This is a genomic window from Mesorhizobium sp. M0159 (assembly GCF_040322295.1).
Classification (GTDB): Bacteria; Pseudomonadota; Alphaproteobacteria; order Rhizobiales; family Rhizobiaceae; genus Mesorhizobium.
Window position 1 is genome coordinate 205,394 of record NZ_JAMYTF010000004.1, and the last position, 16,501, is coordinate 221,894.

General features: G+C 60.0%; 17 protein-coding genes and 1 tRNA gene. 5 read left to right on the forward strand and 13 right to left on the reverse strand.

The window, feature by feature from the left end; genetic code table 11:
* Positions 1 to 39 precede the first annotated feature (39 nt).
* The 9 genes from NKJ32_RS06120 to NKJ32_RS06160 form a co-directional block, all read right to left on the reverse strand.
* Entirely contained in the window at positions 40 to 420 is a 381-nt protein-coding gene (locus NKJ32_RS06120; protein WP_352827039.1) for a hypothetical protein, read from the reverse strand.
* A gap of 29 nt (positions 421 to 449) precedes the next feature.
* Positions 450 to 824 carry a hypothetical protein gene (locus NKJ32_RS06125; RefSeq protein WP_352578451.1) on the reverse strand — a complete coding sequence of 125 codons (375 nt, stop codon included), beginning with the start codon at positions 822 to 824 and terminating at the stop codon, positions 450 to 452.
* Positions 825 to 939: 115 nt separating this feature from the next.
* A complete protein-coding gene (locus NKJ32_RS06130) occupies positions 940 to 1,470 on the reverse strand; it encodes an O-acetyl-ADP-ribose deacetylase (protein ID WP_352540759.1) in 531 nt (176 codons plus the stop codon).
* 1 nt (position 1,471) lies between these two features.
* Complete coding sequence (locus NKJ32_RS06135; RefSeq protein ID WP_352827040.1) at positions 1,472 to 3,079, reverse strand: carboxyl transferase domain-containing protein; 1,608 nt, start codon at positions 3,077 to 3,079, stop codon at positions 1,472 to 1,474.
* 4 nt (positions 3,080 to 3,083) lie between these two features.
* Positions 3,084 to 3,467: a type II toxin-antitoxin system VapC family toxin gene (locus tag NKJ32_RS06140; protein ID WP_352827042.1), complete on the reverse strand. Its 384-nt coding sequence runs from the start codon at positions 3,465 to 3,467 to the stop codon at positions 3,084 to 3,086.
* Positions 3,464 to 3,856 (reverse strand): AbrB/MazE/SpoVT family DNA-binding domain-containing protein, encoded by a 393-nt coding sequence (locus tag NKJ32_RS06145; RefSeq protein ID WP_352449021.1) that lies wholly within the window; start codon positions 3,854 to 3,856, stop codon positions 3,464 to 3,466. The genes NKJ32_RS06140 and NKJ32_RS06145 overlap by 4 nt, the downstream gene beginning before the upstream one ends.
* A gap of 82 nt (positions 3,857 to 3,938) precedes the next feature.
* Positions 3,939 to 5,102 carry an isovaleryl-CoA dehydrogenase gene (locus NKJ32_RS06150; protein WP_352827044.1) on the reverse strand — a complete coding sequence of 388 codons (1,164 nt, stop codon included), beginning with the start codon at positions 5,100 to 5,102 and terminating at the stop codon, positions 3,939 to 3,941.
* A 47-nt stretch (positions 5,103 to 5,149) separates the two neighbouring features.
* The gene (locus NKJ32_RS06155; protein ID WP_352827046.1) at positions 5,150 to 5,812 is read right to left on the reverse strand and encodes a TetR/AcrR family transcriptional regulator; all 663 of its coding nucleotides are present in this window, start codon (positions 5,810 to 5,812) and stop codon (positions 5,150 to 5,152) included.
* A 147-nt stretch (positions 5,813 to 5,959) separates the two neighbouring features.
* Positions 5,960 to 6,238 carry an acylphosphatase gene (locus NKJ32_RS06160; RefSeq protein WP_352827048.1) on the reverse strand — a complete coding sequence of 93 codons (279 nt, stop codon included), beginning with the start codon at positions 6,236 to 6,238 and terminating at the stop codon, positions 5,960 to 5,962.
* Positions 6,239 to 6,437: 199 nt separating this feature from the next.
* On the opposite strand from NKJ32_RS06160, the gene NKJ32_RS06165 reads away from it, so the two are divergent.
* Positions 6,438 to 6,938, forward strand: coding sequence for a MarR family winged helix-turn-helix transcriptional regulator (locus tag NKJ32_RS06165; RefSeq protein ID WP_352827050.1), 501 nt, complete (start codon positions 6,438 to 6,440; stop codon positions 6,936 to 6,938).
* Between the two features lie 32 nt (positions 6,939 to 6,970).
* Here the strand turns inward: NKJ32_RS06165 and NKJ32_RS06170 are convergent, their stop codons facing one another.
* The gene (locus NKJ32_RS06170) at positions 6,971 to 8,083 is read right to left on the reverse strand and encodes a pyridoxal phosphate-dependent aminotransferase (protein ID WP_352827052.1); all 1,113 of its coding nucleotides are present in this window, start codon (positions 8,081 to 8,083) and stop codon (positions 6,971 to 6,973) included.
* A 119-nt stretch (positions 8,084 to 8,202) separates the two neighbouring features.
* Between NKJ32_RS06170 and NKJ32_RS06175 the strand changes: the two genes are divergently transcribed.
* Positions 8,203 to 9,855, forward strand: a complete 1,653-nt coding sequence (locus NKJ32_RS06175; protein ID WP_352827054.1) for a tetratricopeptide repeat-containing sulfotransferase family protein — start codon at positions 8,203 to 8,205, stop codon at positions 9,853 to 9,855.
* A gap of 63 nt (positions 9,856 to 9,918) precedes the next feature.
* Complete coding sequence (locus NKJ32_RS06180) at positions 9,919 to 11,571, forward strand: tetratricopeptide repeat-containing sulfotransferase family protein (protein ID WP_352827056.1); 1,653 nt, start codon at positions 9,919 to 9,921, stop codon at positions 11,569 to 11,571.
* A 174-nt stretch (positions 11,572 to 11,745) separates the two neighbouring features.
* Here NKJ32_RS06180 and NKJ32_RS06185 read toward each other — a convergent pair whose 3' ends face one another.
* The 3 genes from NKJ32_RS06185 to NKJ32_RS06195 all read right to left on the reverse strand — a co-directional run bounded on the left by NKJ32_RS06185 (position 11,746) and on the right by NKJ32_RS06195 (position 13,431).
* Complete coding sequence (locus NKJ32_RS06185) at positions 11,746 to 12,897, reverse strand: porin (RefSeq protein WP_352827058.1); 1,152 nt, start codon at positions 12,895 to 12,897, stop codon at positions 11,746 to 11,748.
* A 97-nt stretch (positions 12,898 to 12,994) separates the two neighbouring features.
* Positions 12,995 to 13,246: a GIY-YIG nuclease family protein gene (locus NKJ32_RS06190; RefSeq protein ID WP_352827060.1), complete on the reverse strand. Its 252-nt coding sequence runs from the start codon at positions 13,244 to 13,246 to the stop codon at positions 12,995 to 12,997.
* Between the two features lie 94 nt (positions 13,247 to 13,340).
* Positions 13,341 to 13,431: transfer RNA gene (locus tag NKJ32_RS06195), tRNA-Ser, on the reverse strand.
* A 449-nt stretch (positions 13,432 to 13,880) separates the two neighbouring features.
* Between NKJ32_RS06195 and NKJ32_RS06200 the strand changes: the two genes are divergently transcribed.
* Both NKJ32_RS06200 and NKJ32_RS06205 read left to right on the forward strand, forming a co-directional pair.
* Positions 13,881 to 15,074, forward strand: a complete 1,194-nt coding sequence (locus tag NKJ32_RS06200) for a porin (RefSeq protein ID WP_352827062.1) — start codon at positions 13,881 to 13,883, stop codon at positions 15,072 to 15,074.
* A gap of 238 nt (positions 15,075 to 15,312) precedes the next feature.
* Entirely contained in the window at positions 15,313 to 16,374 is a 1,062-nt protein-coding gene (locus NKJ32_RS06205) for a tyrosine-type recombinase/integrase (protein ID WP_502901162.1), read from the forward strand.
* The last annotated feature ends 127 nt before the right edge of the window (positions 16,375 to 16,501 follow it).

Genomic DNA, 16,501 nt, shown 5'->3' on the forward strand with positions numbered 1-16,501 from the left:
CCCACCCATTGAATACGTCGAAGGCCGACGAGTGTCGGTCTATTTGGAGGCAGCTATGGCGCAGGCCCCTGCAGTCGTGACCTTGTACTTGCTGCGCGCGGACTGGCAGGATTTCAACGCCAGCGCCTCCGCAGCCTTCTGGGATGTTGCATTCAGATAAGCACCGCAAATAGTGAATTCGGTTGCCCAGTTGAATGGCGTCATCGCATAGGCCGAGTGACCGCCAGCCGCCACATAGTCCTTGTAATTCTTGCCGCAGCCTCCGATTGTACCCGGTGCAAAATAGACCGGAAAGCGGCTGTCGCCCTTGCTTCCCGCCAGCGATTCGGCGGCGCCGGCATTCGGTGCAGAGGCCACAAGCAGTGCAAGTACCGACATGGTTGCTCGCTTGATTGATAAAGATTTCATTGCCAAACCCATTTGAACCCCAAACACGGAAATATATTCGCCTACTTGGAGGCAGCGATTTCGCAGCCGCCGCCTGTTGTAACTCTGTAACTGTTGCGGGCGGCCTGACAGGATTTCAACGCCAATTCTTCGGCAGCTTGCTGTGACGGTGCATTCAAGCGCGAGCCGCAGATTATGTACAGAAAACGCACCCGGGAATACGGAGTGGTTGCATAGGCTGAATGGCCGCCGGCCGCTACATAGGCCTTATAGGCCCTGGTACACGGATCCTTCGGGCTCTGCGGCAAATAGGGATAGAAACGGGTCTCGCCCTTGCTTCCCGCCAGCGACTCCGCTGCGCCGATGCCAGGGGTCACTAATATAAGCAACCCTGCAAGTAAATGCACAGTTGTTCTCTGAAAAACCCGCCGCCTCATCTTCGCCCAATCCCCATTGGTATTTGCGATGATCAATAGCCGTGATTCTTTCGTCTGGCCAGATCGAGAAGCAAAAAATAGTCTGGAGATGTGGTGGGTTGTCTCCCGCGCAGGGTCACACCCTGCCGAGTGCAGCGACGACCCGCTGATACAATTCGGCCGTCGGCTCGTCGAAGCAGCAGAAAATGACGGTTTCCGGAACGATGTTCTGGCCGATGAAGGCGCTCACGGTCCCGACAGCAATTTGCGTCGCCTGATCCTTCGGATAGCGGTAGGCCCCGGTCGAGATCGCAGGAAACGCCACCGTCCGGCAGTCCTTTGCGGCGGCGATTTCGAGCGACCGGCGATAGCAGGAGGCGAGCAGTTCGGCTTCTCCTTTGCTGCCGCCTTGCCAGACCGGCCCGACCGTATGAATGACGTAGCGCGCGGGCAGCCTGTAGCCCTTGGTGATTTTTGCGTCTCCGACCTTGCAGCCATGCAAGGTCCGGCATTCTGCCACAAGCTCGGGGCCGGCCGCGCGGTGGATAGCGCCGTCGACGCCGCCGCCTCCGAGAAGAGAGGTATTGGCGGCGTTGACGATGGCATCGACCGCCAGCTTCGTGATGTCGCCGGTTTGAATGCGAATCCTCTGGCCGATTTCGCTCATCTCACATCCTGAACACGCCGAATTTTGTCTCCTCGATCTCGGCGTTGAGCGCGGCCGAAAGGCTGAGCGCCAGCACCTCGCGGGTCTTGGCCGGGTCGATGATGCCGTCGTCCCAGAGCCTTGCCGACGAATAGAGCGGGTGTCCCTCGTGCTCGTACTTCATCAGGATCGGCTTCTTGAATTTCGCTTCCTCCTCAGCGCTCCATTCCCCGCCCTTGCGCTCGATGCCTTCGCGCTTGACCACGGCCAGCACCGTTGCCGCCTGCTCGCCGCCCATCACCGAAATGCGGGCATTCGGCCACATCCACAGGAAGCGTGGCGAATAGGCGCGTCCGCACATGCCGTAATTGCCGGCACCGAACGAGCCGCCGATGATCACGGTCACCTTCGGCACCTTGGCCGTTGCGACCGCCATGACCAGCTTGGCGCCGTCCTTGGCGATGCCGCCGGCCTCGTATTTTCGCCCGACCATGAAGCCGGTGATGTTCTGCAGGAAAATCAGCGGGATCTTGCGCTGGCAGCACAGCTCGATGAAGTGCGCGCCCTTCAGCGCGCTTTCCGAAAACAGCACGCCATTGTTGGCGACGATGCCGACCGGCATGCCGCTGAGATGGGCGAAACCGGTGACCAGCGTGGTGCCATAATTCTGCTTGAACTCATCGAACTCGGAACCGTCGACGGTGCGGGCGATTACCTCGCGCACGTCGTAGGGCTGGCGCAGATCCGTCGGCACGATGCCGTAGAGTTCATGTGGATCGTGAAGCGGCGGAATCGATTTCTGTAAGGCAAGGCTTACAGTCTTGTTCCGATTCAGGTTTTTGACGATACGCCGGCATATGGCCAGCGCATGCTCGTCGTCGAGCGCATAGTGGTCGGCAACGCCGGAAAGCCTTGTGTGCACGTCGGCGCCACCGAGGTCCTCGGCGGTGACGTCCTCGCCGGTGGCCGCCTTCACCAGCGGCGGCCCGCCGAGAAAGATGGTCGCCTGGTTGCGCACCATGATTGTCTCGTCCGACATCGCAGGCACATAGGCGCCGCCGGCCGTGCACGAACCCATGACGCAGGCGATCTGCGGAATGCCGGCGGCCGACATGTTGGCCTGGTTGTAGAAGATGCGGCCGAAATGATCGCGGTCGGGAAACACCTCGTCCTGATTGGGCAGATTGGCGCCGCCGCTGTCGACCAGATAGACGCAAGGCAGATTGTTCTGGAATGCGATCTCCTGTGCACGCAGATGCTTCTTCACCGTCAGCGGATAATAGGTGCCGCCCTTCACCGTGGCGTCGTTGACGACGACCATCACTTCGGTGCCTTCGACGCGGCCGATGCCGGCGATGAGGCCGGCCGAAGGGATGTCCTCGCCATACATCGACCATGCCGCGAACTGGCCGATTTCGAGGAAGGGCGAGCCTGTGTCGAGCAATTGGGCTAGGCGTTGCCGCGGCAGGAGCTTGCCGCGGGAGACGTGCCGCTCACGCGCCTCTTCCGAGCCACCGCGCTCGATGGCGGCGGCTTTTTCAGCAATATCGGCGACCAGCGCCCGCATGCGCCCGGCATTGGCGCGGAAGGCATCGGAGGCGGACGACATCTGAGAGGCGAGGGGGGCCATGGCGCTACCGGATCAGCTCAATCTTGCAGCCGACATCGAGGTCGCCCCAATCGCGATCAGCGGTGACGGCAATGGCATTCTCGCGAATTGCCAGCGCCAGGCAAGCCCGATCGCCCAGCGACAAGCCGCGATGCCGCGTCAATTGGCGAAGCTGCCCGGCGGCGATGCCCATCGCGTCGTCGAAAACGGCGATCGGCATGCCGAGACTGGCGAGGTCGTCCGCGGCCTGTTCCATGCTGCGTCCCTTGTCGATCAGCTTGGCGATGATTTCGGCCGCATTGACTGAACTGCATTGTGCGTCCGGCGCGAACCCCAAAGCATTGTCAGTGCCTTTCTCGTTGAGCAGGATTGCGAGCGCCGCCGAACTGTCCATGACGTAGGGCTTCATTTCGTCCGCTTTCCCGTCGTCCCTTCGGCGTGAAGACGGTCGAGACGCTTGTCGCTTCGACGCTGCTCTTCCCGTCGCTCTTTCAGAAATTCGTCGACGACGCTTTCACCGGGCTGTTTCAACGCTGACAATTCGGCCTGGACGCGTCGCAGATTCTGCAGCCACGATCTTACCCGCAGCTCGCCATTTTCGACATGCAGGATCATGTCCTCGCCAGGCTTCACGCCCATCTCCTCGCGCATCGCGGCAGGAATGACAAAGCGCCCGCCCTCGCCAAGCTTGACACGCTCGCGTTTCGCCGGAGCACGAAGCTGTGGTTGGCGAGCGCCGGCATCGAACCGTGCTTGCGGGTCTTCGTCAAATCCGGACTTTCCCGTTTTGCCAGCCATGGTCCGTCTCGCCTGTGTTGTGGCACATACTCCGAAGTGTGCCACATCGTGCGGCTTCTGGCAAAATCTCAAAAAGGCGCCATCAGGCGCCCTCCACCATGATTTCCCGCCCGATCAGCCAGCGACGGATTTCGCTGGTGCCGGCACCGATCTCGTAGAGCTTGGCGTCGCGCAAAAGCCGGCCGGTCGGGTAGTCGTTGATGTAGCCGTTGCCGCCCAAAAGCTGGATGGCGTCGAGCGCCATCAGCGTTGCCTTTTCGGCGGCGAAGAGAATACAGCCGGCAGCATCCTTGCGGGCCGTCTCACCGCGATCGCAAGCGGCGGCCACGGCATAGACGTAGGCGCGCGCCGCGTTCATCGTCGCATACATGTCGGCAAGCTTGCCTTGCACCAGCTGGAATTCGCCGATCGGCTGACCGAACTGCCTGCGTTCATGCACGTAAGGGATCGCCACGTCGAGGCACGCTGCCATCAGCCCGACCGGCCCGCCGGCCAGCACGGCGCGTTCGTAGTCGAGGCCCGACATCAGCACCTCGACGCCGCGCCCTTCCTCGTGCAGCACATTGTCGAACGGCACTTCGACATCCTCGAACACCAGCTCGCCGGTGTTCGAGCCGCGCATGCCGAGCTTGTCGAGCTTTTGCGCCACGGAAAAACCGGCAAAAGCCTTTTCGACGATGAAAGCGGTGATGCCGCGCGAATTGAGTTCCGGATCGGTCTTGGCGTAGACGACCAGCGTCTCGGCGTCCGGCCCGTTGGTGATCCACATTTTGGTGCCGTTGAGCACATACCGATCGTTGCGCTTTTCGGCGCGCAGGCGAAGCGACACCACATCAGAGCCGGCACCCGATTCCGACATCGCCAGTGCGCCGACTTTTTCGCCGCTGCAGAGCGAAGGCAGATACCTTTCCTTCTGCGCCTGCGTCGCCCAGCGGTTGATCTGGTTGACGCAGAGGTTGGAATGGGCGCCGTAGGAGAGGCCGACCGAGGCCGAGGCGCGCGAAATCTCCTCCATCGCCACGACATGGGCGAGGTAGCCCATGCCGCTGCCGCCGAAATCGGGATCGGCGGTGATGCCGAGCAGGCCGAGCCCGCCGAGCTCCGCCCACAGATGTGCCGGGAATTCGTTCGAGCGGTCGATCTCGGCGGCGATCGGTGCGATCTTTTCCTGGGCGAAGCGCCGCACCAGGTCGCGCAGCGCCTCGATGTCTTCGTCAAGCCCGAAGTTGAGCGTATGCGTGTACATGCCGTTCCTCCCGGCGCACGATCCCGAAATCGGGATCATGCGCGAAATCAAGTTGCTAGAGCGTCCTTTGCGCGCCCGAATAGAGGCGCGGCGTTGTAGCTCGTTGACGCGCCATCGCTCTTTGCTCCAACAAGGCGCATTGTCATTGCTAGATATGTAGCGGTGACTTCGGCGATCGACAGCCGTTCGCCCGGCCGGAACCAGACGATGACGCCGGTCATCATCTGGATCAGCGCCATGGCGGTGAGCCCGGTGTCTTCGATGCTGAATAACCCCGCTTCGACGCCGTCGCGCAGGATGGCGCGCAGCTCCTTCTCGTAGGCCGTGCGCATGCGCAGGATCTGCGTGAGTTTTTCATGCGACAGGCTGCGCAGCTCCATGTTCGAGACATGGGTGGAGTGGCGGCGTTCGATATGGAAAGCGATGTGGTTTTCGACATAAGCGGCAAGCCGCGCTGCCGGATCGGCGCCGATAGGGCGTGTTGCGCGCCACGCCTCGATCAAGCCTTCCATATGCTCACGCATCAGCATGAACAGAAGGTCCTGCTTGGTCGGGAAGTAGCGGTACAGCGCCGCTGCCTGGACGCCGACCTCGGCCGCCAGCTGGCGCATCGACATCGCCTCGTAGCCGAGACGCGCAATCAGGCTGACCGCCGCCTCGCGGACCGCAGCTTCGGTCTTCTCTCCGTCGGAACCGGTCGTACGCGCCATGACAAGCCGCCTTTTCGCGGACAATAAAACAAACGTTCAATTAATTCAAGGACCGAGGCATGTCCGGGAGGGCAATGGCTTCAGGTTTGCTCTATCTGCACCCTGGAGATTTGTGCGATGGAAGCGAATGAGCAGGATCATGCCTTGCTAGGCAACAATCCTGAAACCCGCGGACATGTTGCGTGACTCGATCTCCTCGACATCGACCTTCGAAACCGCTGCCCCCGGCGGTCCTTGCCAAAACCGTTCGATCATTGTCGAGACCGCCGCACCGGTCCCTGCGATCAAGGCTGTCACCGAGCCGTCAACTTCGTTGCGCACCCACCCGGCAAGGCCAAGCGCCGACGCCTCGCGCCGCACCCAAACCCGGTAGCTGACGCCTTGCACCTTGCCGTATATGCGTACCTGCACCGTACGATCGGTCATCGCGCTCTCCATCCTTTGAGTCGAGTCTGGCGCATCGCCGCGCAAATTCAACCGCGCAACGTGCATCGAAGGTTTCTCTCCGGTCGCTATCCGCCAGATTTCGCATTGCGAGATGGGTGGCGCCTCCACCGATGATTGACTAAGTCAAATAATAGGCGATCATGGCCCTGACGGAGCGGTCCGTCCGAAGGAGGTCGACATGCCGGCCGATCGGAATGCCCTTGTCGCGGAGATACGTGGCTTCAATCGCTTCTACACGCGCCTGATCGGGCTGCTCGACCTGACCTTGACGCACAGCGTCTATACGCTGGGCGAGGCGCGGCTGCTGTTCGAATTGGGCGGCCGATCCCGCGCTGTCGCCAATAGCGGCGGTGAGGCAGGGTTTCTTGCACGGGCGTTCCACCTCGATCTCCGGCCGGCGGCCTCCGAAATCGCTGCCGAACTCCGGCTCGATCCGGCCTATGTCACACGCGTCCTGAGGAGGTTCGCCGCCGCTGGCCTGACCGAGACACGCTCTAACCCAGCCGATCGGCGCAGACGTATCCTGTCGCTGACCGCTCGCGGAAGTGCTGAGCTCGCCAGGCTTCAGGCTGCGGCGGATCGCGACCTCGCCCGGCTGACGGCCGGCCTCGCCGATGACGCGGCTGCCGAATTATCGGACGCCTTGAAGCGCGTCATGCGCCTGCTCGGGGAGAAATAGCGGGCAGCACTGGAATCCCGGCGTTGCGCTCTTCAGTTCCCCCGCGCTGCCGCCAGTGCGCCAGGCAGTTCCTCGGCAAAGATGTCGAGTTCGTGGTCGAGGCCGACACTGACCCGGATGCAGCGGTCGAGAACCGGCACCATCGGCTTGCGGATGAAGACGTCGCGTGACAACAGCGCCTGCAGCACTTTCAGTGCGAAAGCGCCGTCGCGGCCGCAGTCGATGGTGACGAAATTGGTCGCCGAAGCCAGCGGCTTCAGCCCGTTCGCTTCGGCTATTGCGGCGATACGCCGGCGGCCGGCGGCGACCCGTGCCACCACGCTATCCAGCCAGGCCTGATCGGCAAGCGCCTCGACACCGGCGATCTGCGCCATGCGGCTGACGCCATAGTGGTTGCGGATCTTCTCGAAATCCCGAATCACCTGGGCCTCGGCCACCGCATAGCCGCAGCGTATGCCGGCCAGCCCATAGGCCTTGGAGAAGGTGCGCATGCGGATGACGTTCGGCGGCGCCACATCGATCGGCGGCAGCGCTGAGGCTGGCCCTAATTCGCCATAGGCTTCGTCGAGCACCAGCATGGTGGTTTCCGGCAAGGCTTCGATGAAGCGGCTGAGCTCAGACGCTTCCCACCAACTGCCCATCGGATTGTCCGGATTGGACAGGTAGACCAGTGGCGCCTTTTCCCTGGCCACTGCCGCCAGCAGGCCGTCGAGGTTTTCCCGATCGTTCTCGTAGGGCACTGCGACCAGCCGGCCGCCGACGCCGGCAACATGAAAGTTGAAGGTCGGATAGGCGCCGAGCGAGGTCACCACCGCATCGCCCGGCGCCACATACATGCGCGCAACCAGGCTGAGCAGCCCGTCTATGCCTTCGCCGACGACGACGTTTTCGGCGCCGACACCGAGATGCCGGGCCACGGCTACCTTCAAATCGTGATTGTCAGGGTCGCAGTACATCCACATGTCGCCGGCAATCTCGGCCATACGGGCAACGACGCGCGGCGAAGGGCCAAAGCTGCTCTCATTGGCGCCGATACGGGCGCGAAAGGCGCGGCCGCGGTCGCGCTCCTGCGCCTCCGGGCCGACAAACGGCACCGTCGAGGGAAGCGCGTCGATGAGCGGCGTAAGGGGAGGGCGCAGGCGCATGATAGGGCTCGTTCGAAAGGGGGCCTTCTTGCTAGCCTGCCAGCTTGGCCTGCGCAAGTTCCGCGGCAGGCGGGAACGTCAGGCTGGATTCTCCCGGATCATTTTGCTAGCGAGACATGATGAGCAACCGACTGCCGCCCGCCTGGTCCAAACACATAAAATCCCGCTCGGCGCCGAAAGGGGAACCGCCGAAAGCCAAACCATTGTCGCGGGCGCAGGCTGATGACATGCTGCTGAAACAGGCGTATGACTTTCAGCAGGCCAAGCGGTTGGCCGAGGCCGAGGAACTGTGCCGTCGCGTGCTGGAGCGCACGCCCAACCATCCCTTGGCATTGTATATCATGGGCACGCTGTTCATCGCGCTCGACGATGAAATTGCATTGCGATATTTGGCGCGAGCCGTCGGCGAGGAACCTCGAAACCCCTATTACCACCTAAGTCTGGGTGAAACCTATCTGAAGGTCAGCGAATATTCGCCCGCAATCACGCATATCCAGCAGGCCTTGAAGTTGAAGCCAGATTTGCTGGAAGCGCTTTGCGCGTTGGGACGCGCTTACGTCGAATTCGACAAGGCTGACATGGCTGTCCCGGTTTACGAGAAAGCGCTCAAGATCAACCGCGATCATCCTCGCGTTCGGACAGGACTGGCCAGCGCACTCACCGGTCTCGGTCGCGTGGACGAAGCCGAAGTCTACCTGAAAGAAGCGATCGAACGTCGCATCGCGATGCCCGCTGCCTATAACGAGCTTGTGCATACGCGCAAATTCACCGAAGAGCCGGCCGAACTTAAGTCCATCCTGCGCGAACTGGGCTACCCAAAGCTTGACCCCGAAAGTGCGATGAGACTTCATCACGCAGCCGGCAAGGTGCTGAACGACCTTGGGCGCTACGAAGACGCGATAGATCATTTCAAGAAAGGCAAGCAGGCCGCAGGCTATAAGTTTGATCTGGAAGCCTATCGCCGCTGGGTCGACTCTACGATCGAGCTCTTCAACCCGGACATGGTGGCTGCCAAGGCGGGTCATGGAAGCCCATCGGAAGTGCCCGTGTTTGTATTGGGAATGCCCCGGTCGGGGACCACCTTGACCGAGCAGATTTGCGCGAGCCACCCGGATGTTCACGGCGCAGGAGAACTTAAAAAGCTAAGGCGAGCCGCAAATGCTACCGGCCTCACCAGGCTTTCGGCACGGGCTTTGGGCCAATCGATAGTGCCGATCACCCCTGACCTGTCCAAAATCCTGGCCGAGGAGCACCTGTCCTACCTTCGTGAGCGTGCGCCGACCGCACGTCGCATAGTCGACAAGATGCCCCGGAATTTCGAACTGATAGGCCTCATAGGCCTTCTCTTTCCCAACGCACGGATTATTCACTGTCGCCGCGACGCCATCGACAATTGCCTCTCGTGTTTTTTCCAGAATTTCTCCAAGGGACACAGCTACATCGCCGACCTGCAGACCCTCGGGCTGTACTACCGTGAATACGATCGCCTGATGCGACATTGGGACAAGGTTTTTCCGGGACGCATCTTCGAAAGTCGCTACGAGACGCTGGTTGCGGATCAGGAGGCACAATCGCGCCGTCTGATCGATTATCTTGGATTGCCCTGGGACGATGCCTGCCTGCGCTTCTTCGAGAAGGGCGGATCGGTCAACACGGCCAGTCGCTGGCAAGTCCGGCAGCCGATCTACAGTTCATCTGTCAAGCGCTGGAAAAACTATGAGAGCGCAATCCAGCCGCTGATCCAATCGCTCGGCGATCTCGCCGGTGCCTAAGTTCCACGGCCGGCGGCAACGGCCAGGCTGGATTCTCCCGGATCATTTTGCTAGCGAGACATGATGAGCAACCGACTGCCGCCCGTTTGGTCCAAACACATAAAGTCCCGTTCGGCGCCGAAAGTGCAGCCGTCGAAAGTGAAATCGCCCTCGCGCGCGCAAGCTGACGACATGCTGCTGCGACAGGCGCTCGAACTTCAGCAAGCCAAGCGGCTCCCAGAGGCGGAGGAATTATGCCATCGCGTTCTCGCCCGCACGCCCAACCACCCGCTTTCGCTCTACATCCTCGGCACGCTGGGGCTCGGTGTCGACGACGAGTTGGCTCTCAAATATTTTGCGCGAGCGGCAAGCCAGGCACCTGAAAATCCATATTTCCACCTCAGCCTGGGAGAGGCCTGCCTGAAGCTTGGCGACAGCTTGCTTGCGATCAAGCACCTGCAGCGTGCCTGCGAATTGAAGTCCGATCTGGTGGAAGCGCTTTGCGGACTGGCGCGTGCTTACGTTAACTTCGATAAAGCCGAGATGGCTTTGCCTCTCTACGAGAAGGCGCTAACGATCAATGGCGACCATCCCATGGTCCGGATTGGTCTGGCTGGTGCGCTCACCAGCCTCGGTCGCATGGACGAAGCCGGAGCGTATCTGAAGCAGGCAATCGATCGTCGCGTCGATGTTGGAGAGGCCTACAATAATCTGGTCGACACGCAAAAGTTCACCGAAAAACCTGCCGAGCTCGACTGTATCCTGAGCGAACTCTCCAATCCCAAGCTCGACCCGGATGTTGCATCTCAACTCCATTATGCCGCAGGCAAAGTGCTGAACGACCTTCAGCATTATGAAGAGGCGATGGATCACTTCAAGAGGGCGAAAAAGGCCGCTGGCCGTGGCTTCGACCTGGCGTCCTTCCGCCGCTATGTCGATTCCATGATCGAGATATTCAGCCCGTCATTGCTGGAAGCCAAGGCTGGCCACGGCCGTCCGTCCGAAGTGCCTGTGTTTGTGCTGGGCATGCCCCGGTCCGGGACGACGCTTACCGAGCAAATATGTGCGAGCCATCCGGATGTCCATGGCGCCGGAGAGCTTACGAAGCTACGCCGAATGGCAGGCTTGATGGGTTTCAGAATGCAGTCGGATGAGGCCTTGCGCAGTTCGATCATGTCGATGACCAGGAATGAATCGAGAGCGCTAGCCGAAGAATATTTGTCCTATCTGCGTCAACACGCGCCAGGCGCGCTCCGCATCGTCGACAAGATGCCTCATAATTTCGAAGTTATCGGCTTGATCGGAATTCTCTTTCCCAACGCGCGCATCATTCATTGCCGCCGCGATGCCATCGACAATTGCGTCTCGTGCTTCGTCTTGAAGTTCACCAAGGAGCATGGTTACAACGCCGACCTTGAGACACTCGGGTTGTACTACCGCGAATATGATCGCTTGATGCGGCACTGGGACAAGGTCTTTCCCGGACGTATTTTCGAAAGCCGCTATGAGACGCTGGTTGCGGATCAGGAGACGCAATCGCGCCGTCTCATCGATCATCTCGGCTTGCCCTGGGACGATGCCTGCCTGCGCTTTTTCGAGAGGAGCGGGTCGGTCAATACCCCCAGCCGCTGGCAGGTCCGGCAGCCGATCTATAGTTCATCCATCAAGCGCTGGAAAAAGTATGAGAGCACGATCCAGCCGCTGATCCGGTCGCTTGGCGACCTCGCCGAGATTTGATTTGGAGCTGGGGTCCACATTGCGTGGATCGTGATATCTGAACCGCGCAGGCTTATGGCTGATTTCCAGCGTGCCGCCAGATAGCCATGCTCACGCGGCTGGTAGTGGAGTCGCCTCGATACGAAAACCCGGCGGTCGGCCCGCCGGGTTCGATCTCAAATCAGGCTGGGACTGTTAGAATGAGCGCTGGAAGCGGAGCATCCCGCCGACGCTGTCCTTGTCGTCGGCATTGGTCCAGTTGCGATCGTAGGCTTTGTCAAACTGGCCGTCGCGGGCCCAATCGACTTCGGCAGTGATCGTGAGACCGGGAACGATATCGTAGGCAATGTTCGCAGCGACGCCGTAGTTTTTGTCATCGTCAGCCGAGGCCTGGAGATTGAACGAGGTCTTCTCGTTAATGGTGTAGGTGCCACCACCCCAGACTGCCCAGTTGCCGCCCCACTGCTTGTAGAAGTTGCGGTCGATGTTGTCGTCAGAGCCGTAGCCGGCCATGATGAACAGTGTCAGGTTCTGTATCGGCGTAACGTCGACGCGAACCTTGCCGGCCCACTCTTCCCAGGTGCTGTCATAGGCGGCGACACCGGTGATCGAGCCCCAGCCCTGCGTGTATTTGATACCGCCGACGACATACGGGACATAGCTGTCGATGGAATCATTGCCGCTGTTGCTGTCTTGGAGAATGCCAGGATCCGCAGCGGCACTGCCCGAACCGGTTTCCAACGAAGCCACGGCCGAGAAGCCGTTTCCGGCATCGAAGTAATACTGGACGACGTTGGTGTCGAAGCCGCCGTAGGGGACCAGCGTATCCTGGATGACGTTGCCGGCGTAGCCGATAAAGGTATCGAAGGCCGATTCGTCCTTACCGACGCGCAGACCACCGAGCTGGACCCAGGCGAAGTTCAGCGAAACGCTCGTACCGCCATTGAAGTTGTCATCAAGGTAATCGTTGTGGTTACCCCAGTTGAAGCGGGTCTCGGTGTAGGTCTTCAAGGTACCGAGCTCGGTTTCCTGGCCGGTCCAGGTCTTCAGCGTGAAGCGGGCGTGCTTGTAGTAGGTATCCTGCGAGTCGCCGTCCTGCTGATCGGTGGTCTTTGCACCGTCGAATGAGCCGACGTCGCCGATGCCGATGTCGTAGCGAACATAGCCGCCGATGCGCAGGCAGGTTTCGGTGCCGGGGATGTAGAAGTAGCCAGCGCCGTAGACGTCGCAGATCTTGACGTATTCAGCGGGTTCCGGCTCGGCGACGACGACGGCGTCGGCGGCGCGCGCACCGGAAACTGCGATCAGTGCCGCAGCGGAGCCGAGAAGAAGGCTCTTGATGTTCATTTTCTGACCTCCAGTCAGAATCGGGACGGAGGTCGGCGAAAAGCAGCTCGTTGGGTTAGTTTTTATTTATATTTCAAATAGATAGGTCCTAAGGCCGTCAGCGACGCTCTGTCGGCCAAAAACGTTTACTCGCAAAGGCCTTGCCCGAACCGGTCTTGAAATATCGCTCGAGTTGCCGTGCGTTGGCCTCGGTTTCAACCCCGATGTAGGCCTTCAAGATTACAGGCAGATAAGCCTTAGTCGAAGTCACATAGCCTGATCGGTGCGAATCAAAACGGCGTCGAAGATCGTTGGTCGATCCGACATAGACATCGCAGGTACGGAGTTGCAGAAAATAGACGTACCACATGGTCCCCCTACGCTACTTCGTAGCTTCGGGCGACACCCTACGCCCAAAATGCGGCTTCGGGTGGCCTGCCACCCGAAGCCCGCAGGGCGTAGGGTGGCGGAGAGGATGGGATTCGAACCCACGAGAAGCTTTTGACCTCTACTCCCTTAGCAGGGGAGCGCCTTCGACCACTCGGCCACCTCTCCGTTGCGCCGGTGGATAAAGAAAAGCGCCGGCACAATCAACAAGCTGGCGCTATTATCCTTGAAAAATCGACCCTTCGCCAAAGCGCCGCCCAGCGATGTGGCGATTCTACGGTAATTCCCTGGTTCGCGACTCGGGCCATGGTCACATTTTGGGCCGACCATCGCCGGAATCCGCCGTTTGCAACGGCTTGCGAAGGGCTGTTGGTTAACGGGAGCTTTCGGAGTGAGGCCAAATCGTGTCATTTGTGCAACAACGCTGGGGGATAGCGCCGACACAAACCTTTTGCCGGTACGATCGTGGTTGAACGCCGCCGTCTCATGGGTAATGTCGGGTCTGAAGGAGCGGCGCGGTGCGCATCTTTTTCGGTAGTGGGGATGGGGCAGGGAACGCTGTCCTTCAGCAAAGAATACCCAGACCCGTTTTTTAACTTTTGACTGGAGGTCAGAAAATGAACATCAAGAGCCTTCTTCTCGGCTCCGCTGCGGCACTGATCGCAGTTTCCGGTGCGCGCGCCGCCGACGCCGTCGTCGTCGCCGAGCCGGAACCCGCTGAATACGTCAAGATCTGCGACGTCTACGGCGCTGGCTACTATTACATCCCCGGCACCGAAATCTGCCTGCGCATCGGCGGCTATGTCCGCTATGACATCTCCGTGGGCCAGGCTGGCTCGTTCGACGGCGCCAGGTACACTGACAGCAAGGATCTTTTGGACGGCGAGCTCAACGAAAATGACGGCTACTACAAGCAGGCCCGCTTCACCCTGAGGACCTACACCGGTCAGGAAACCGAGATGGGCACCTTGAAGACCTACACCGAGACCCGGTTCAACTGGGGAACCGGTTATCATGACTTCGCGGGGTACAACTTTTCTAACTTTGGTAGCAGGGGCGTTTCGCTGAACTTCGCCTGGATCCAGCTCGGTGGTCTTCGCGTCGGTAAGGACGAAACAGCCTTCAATACGTTCACCGGTTACGCCGGCAACGTCATCCAGGATACGATCGTTCCCTACGGCGGCTTCGACACCAATGTCGTTCAGTACTACTTCGATGCCGGCAACGGCTTCTCGGCCGTGGCTTCATTGGAAACCGGTGAAGGTTTTTGGATTAACGACGACAATACTGCCTTCAATTTCGGTCACGACTCGGTTGATAGCTATGTTCCTTACGTGGTCGGCGGCGTGAAGTACACGCAGGGCTGGGGCTCCATCAGCGGTGTTGCTGCCTATGACAGCAGCCTGGAAGAATGGTCTGCCAAGGTTCGCCTCGACGTGACCCCGATGCAGAACCTGTCGCTGTTCTTGATGGCCGGCTACGGCTCTGACGACAACGTTCCGCGCAATTTCTACAAGCAGTGGGGCGGCAACTGGGCAGTATGGGGCGGTGGCACCTACACCATCAACGAGAAGACCTCGTTCAACCTCCAGGCGTCGTATGACGAAGCCAAGGAAGCCGGTGTCGCGGCCAATATCGCCTACGACATCGTTCCCGGCTTCACGATCACGGCCGAAGTGGATTATGCTCATAACAGCCATAAGGTCGAAAACTTCGGCGTCATCGGCAACTATGAATACAACTGGACCGGCATCCCGGCGGACAAGAAAAACGCCGTTGGCGGCTTCCTCCGCTTCCAGCGCTCGTTCTAAGGGCTGGACTTAAAGCAAGTGAAATCCAGCCCGGGCGCTTTAACGCCCGGGCTGTTTTTGTTTTCGCGACTGGTAGCAAACAGAAGGAAAAGGGGGTTCGGCAGCTGAACAGGGTTGTGGAACGATGTCGTTGGGATCCGCCGCTGGTGGATGAAATCGGCCGCAACGCTTAAAACTCTTGAAAGGGCACCGCCAAGCAGGTAGGTCTAGGCCTATCCACTCGGGGGTGTGGCGAATAATGACGAACGATGCGATTCAAGAGGGAGGAACCTCTGATCATTTTTCGATGTTTTCTTCTCAAACTGCCAAGATAAAATACAGTTATAACAAGATACGAGAAGTAAAGTCGCACAGGGTCGGAGAACTGTTTTCAGCATACCGGGACATACTTTGGGATGACGGGCGGCACAAATACAATGTCAGCTCCTTCATCGGCGAAATAGACGAGATCCTCCTAGGGGAGCGTTTCAGCGCCTTTGACCAAAGCACCCTCGACAATCTTATCGGCACCTTGCGCCAGCGCGGCAACAGCAACGCAACCATCAACCGGAAGATGGCTGCCCTCAGCAAACTGCTGCGCAAGGCTCACAAGATGGGAGATATCCACAGCCTGCCCGAGTTCCGCCGCCAGAAGGAGCGGGCGGGACGGATTCGTTTCCTCGAAAGGGACGAGGAAGCCAGGCTGTTCGCCGCCATCAAGAGCCGCAGCGAGGACGCTTATCGGCTTTCCGTCTTTCTCGTCGACACCGGTTGCCGCCTCGGCGAAGCGCTGGGCTTGATCTGGAACGATATCCAGGAGCACCGCGTCAGTTTCTGGATCACCAAATCCGGCCGCAGCCGCACCATCCCGATGACCGAGCGGGTAAAAGAGGTGATCAAGCTGCCGGCCACCGAGGGCCGCCGGCCCAAAGGTCCGTTCACCAAGCTCAGTCAGGCGCAGTTTCGTGCCATCTGGAACGATGCCAAGGCCGAGGTCGGGCTTGGCGCCGACGATCAGGTCGTGCCGCACATATTGCGCCATACTTGTGCCTCGCGTCTCGTCCAGGGCGGCATCGACATCAGGCGCGTGCAGATGTGGCTCGGTCACCAGACGCTGTCGATGACCATGCGCTACGCCCATCTGGCCACCAACGATCTCGACGGCTGCGTCACCGTGCTGGAAACGCCTCGGTCCGGTGGCTCGGACATCGGCGGTGCAAGCGCTTTGTCTTCTCATTCAGCGATGGATGAGCAGAAGAATAAGCCGGCTAAGAGCGAAAAGTCTCCGAAAACCGTGGTGAAAAGGGCAAAATCCCGGTAGTGTCGCTCATCTGGCTCGCGTACGGCTCTCCCTTCTCCCCTTGTGGGAGAAGGTGGCCGAGTGCAGCTCGGTCGGATGAGGGGTGTTCCAGGGAACGCCAACGCCTCATTTCTTCCAACACCCCTCA

Coding starts and splice junctions, on each gene's coding strand:
- NKJ32_RS06120 (WP_352827039.1), bottom strand. CDS start 420: ATGGGTTTGGCAATGAAATCTTTATCAATCAAGCGAGCAACCATGTCG.
- NKJ32_RS06125 (WP_352578451.1), bottom strand. CDS start 824: ATGAGGCGGCGGGTTTTTCAGAGAACAACTGTGCATTTACTTGCAGGG.
- NKJ32_RS06130 (WP_352540759.1), bottom strand. CDS start 1,470: ATGAGCGAAATCGGCCAGAGGATTCGCATTCAAACCGGCGACATCACG.
- NKJ32_RS06135 (WP_352827040.1), bottom strand. CDS start 3,079: ATGGCCCCCCTCGCCTCTCAGATGTCGTCCGCCTCCGATGCCTTCCGC.
- NKJ32_RS06140 (WP_352827042.1), bottom strand. CDS start 3,467: ATGAAGCCCTACGTCATGGACAGTTCGGCGGCGCTCGCAATCCTGCTC.
- NKJ32_RS06145 (WP_352449021.1), bottom strand. CDS start 3,856: ATGGCTGGCAAAACGGGAAAGTCCGGATTTGACGAAGACCCGCAAGCA.
- NKJ32_RS06150 (WP_352827044.1), bottom strand. CDS start 5,102: ATGTACACGCATACGCTCAACTTCGGGCTTGACGAAGACATCGAGGCG.
- NKJ32_RS06155 (WP_352827046.1), bottom strand. CDS start 5,812: ATGGCGCGTACGACCGGTTCCGACGGAGAGAAGACCGAAGCTGCGGTC.
- NKJ32_RS06160 (WP_352827048.1), bottom strand. CDS start 6,238: ATGACCGATCGTACGGTGCAGGTACGCATATACGGCAAGGTGCAAGGC.
- NKJ32_RS06165 (WP_352827050.1), top strand. CDS start 6,438: ATGCCGGCCGATCGGAATGCCCTTGTCGCGGAGATACGTGGCTTCAAT.
- NKJ32_RS06170 (WP_352827052.1), bottom strand. CDS start 8,083: ATGCGCCTGCGCCCTCCCCTTACGCCGCTCATCGACGCGCTTCCCTCG.
- NKJ32_RS06175 (WP_352827054.1), top strand. CDS start 8,203: ATGAGCAACCGACTGCCGCCCGCCTGGTCCAAACACATAAAATCCCGC.
- NKJ32_RS06180 (WP_352827056.1), top strand. CDS start 9,919: ATGAGCAACCGACTGCCGCCCGTTTGGTCCAAACACATAAAGTCCCGT.
- NKJ32_RS06185 (WP_352827058.1), bottom strand. CDS start 12,897: ATGAACATCAAGAGCCTTCTTCTCGGCTCCGCTGCGGCACTGATCGCA.
- NKJ32_RS06190 (WP_352827060.1), bottom strand. CDS start 13,246: ATGTGGTACGTCTATTTTCTGCAACTCCGTACCTGCGATGTCTATGTC.
- NKJ32_RS06200 (WP_352827062.1), top strand. CDS start 13,881: ATGAACATCAAGAGCCTTCTTCTCGGCTCCGCTGCGGCACTGATCGCA.
- NKJ32_RS06205 (WP_502901162.1), top strand. CDS start 15,313: ATGACGAACGATGCGATTCAAGAGGGAGGAACCTCTGATCATTTTTCG.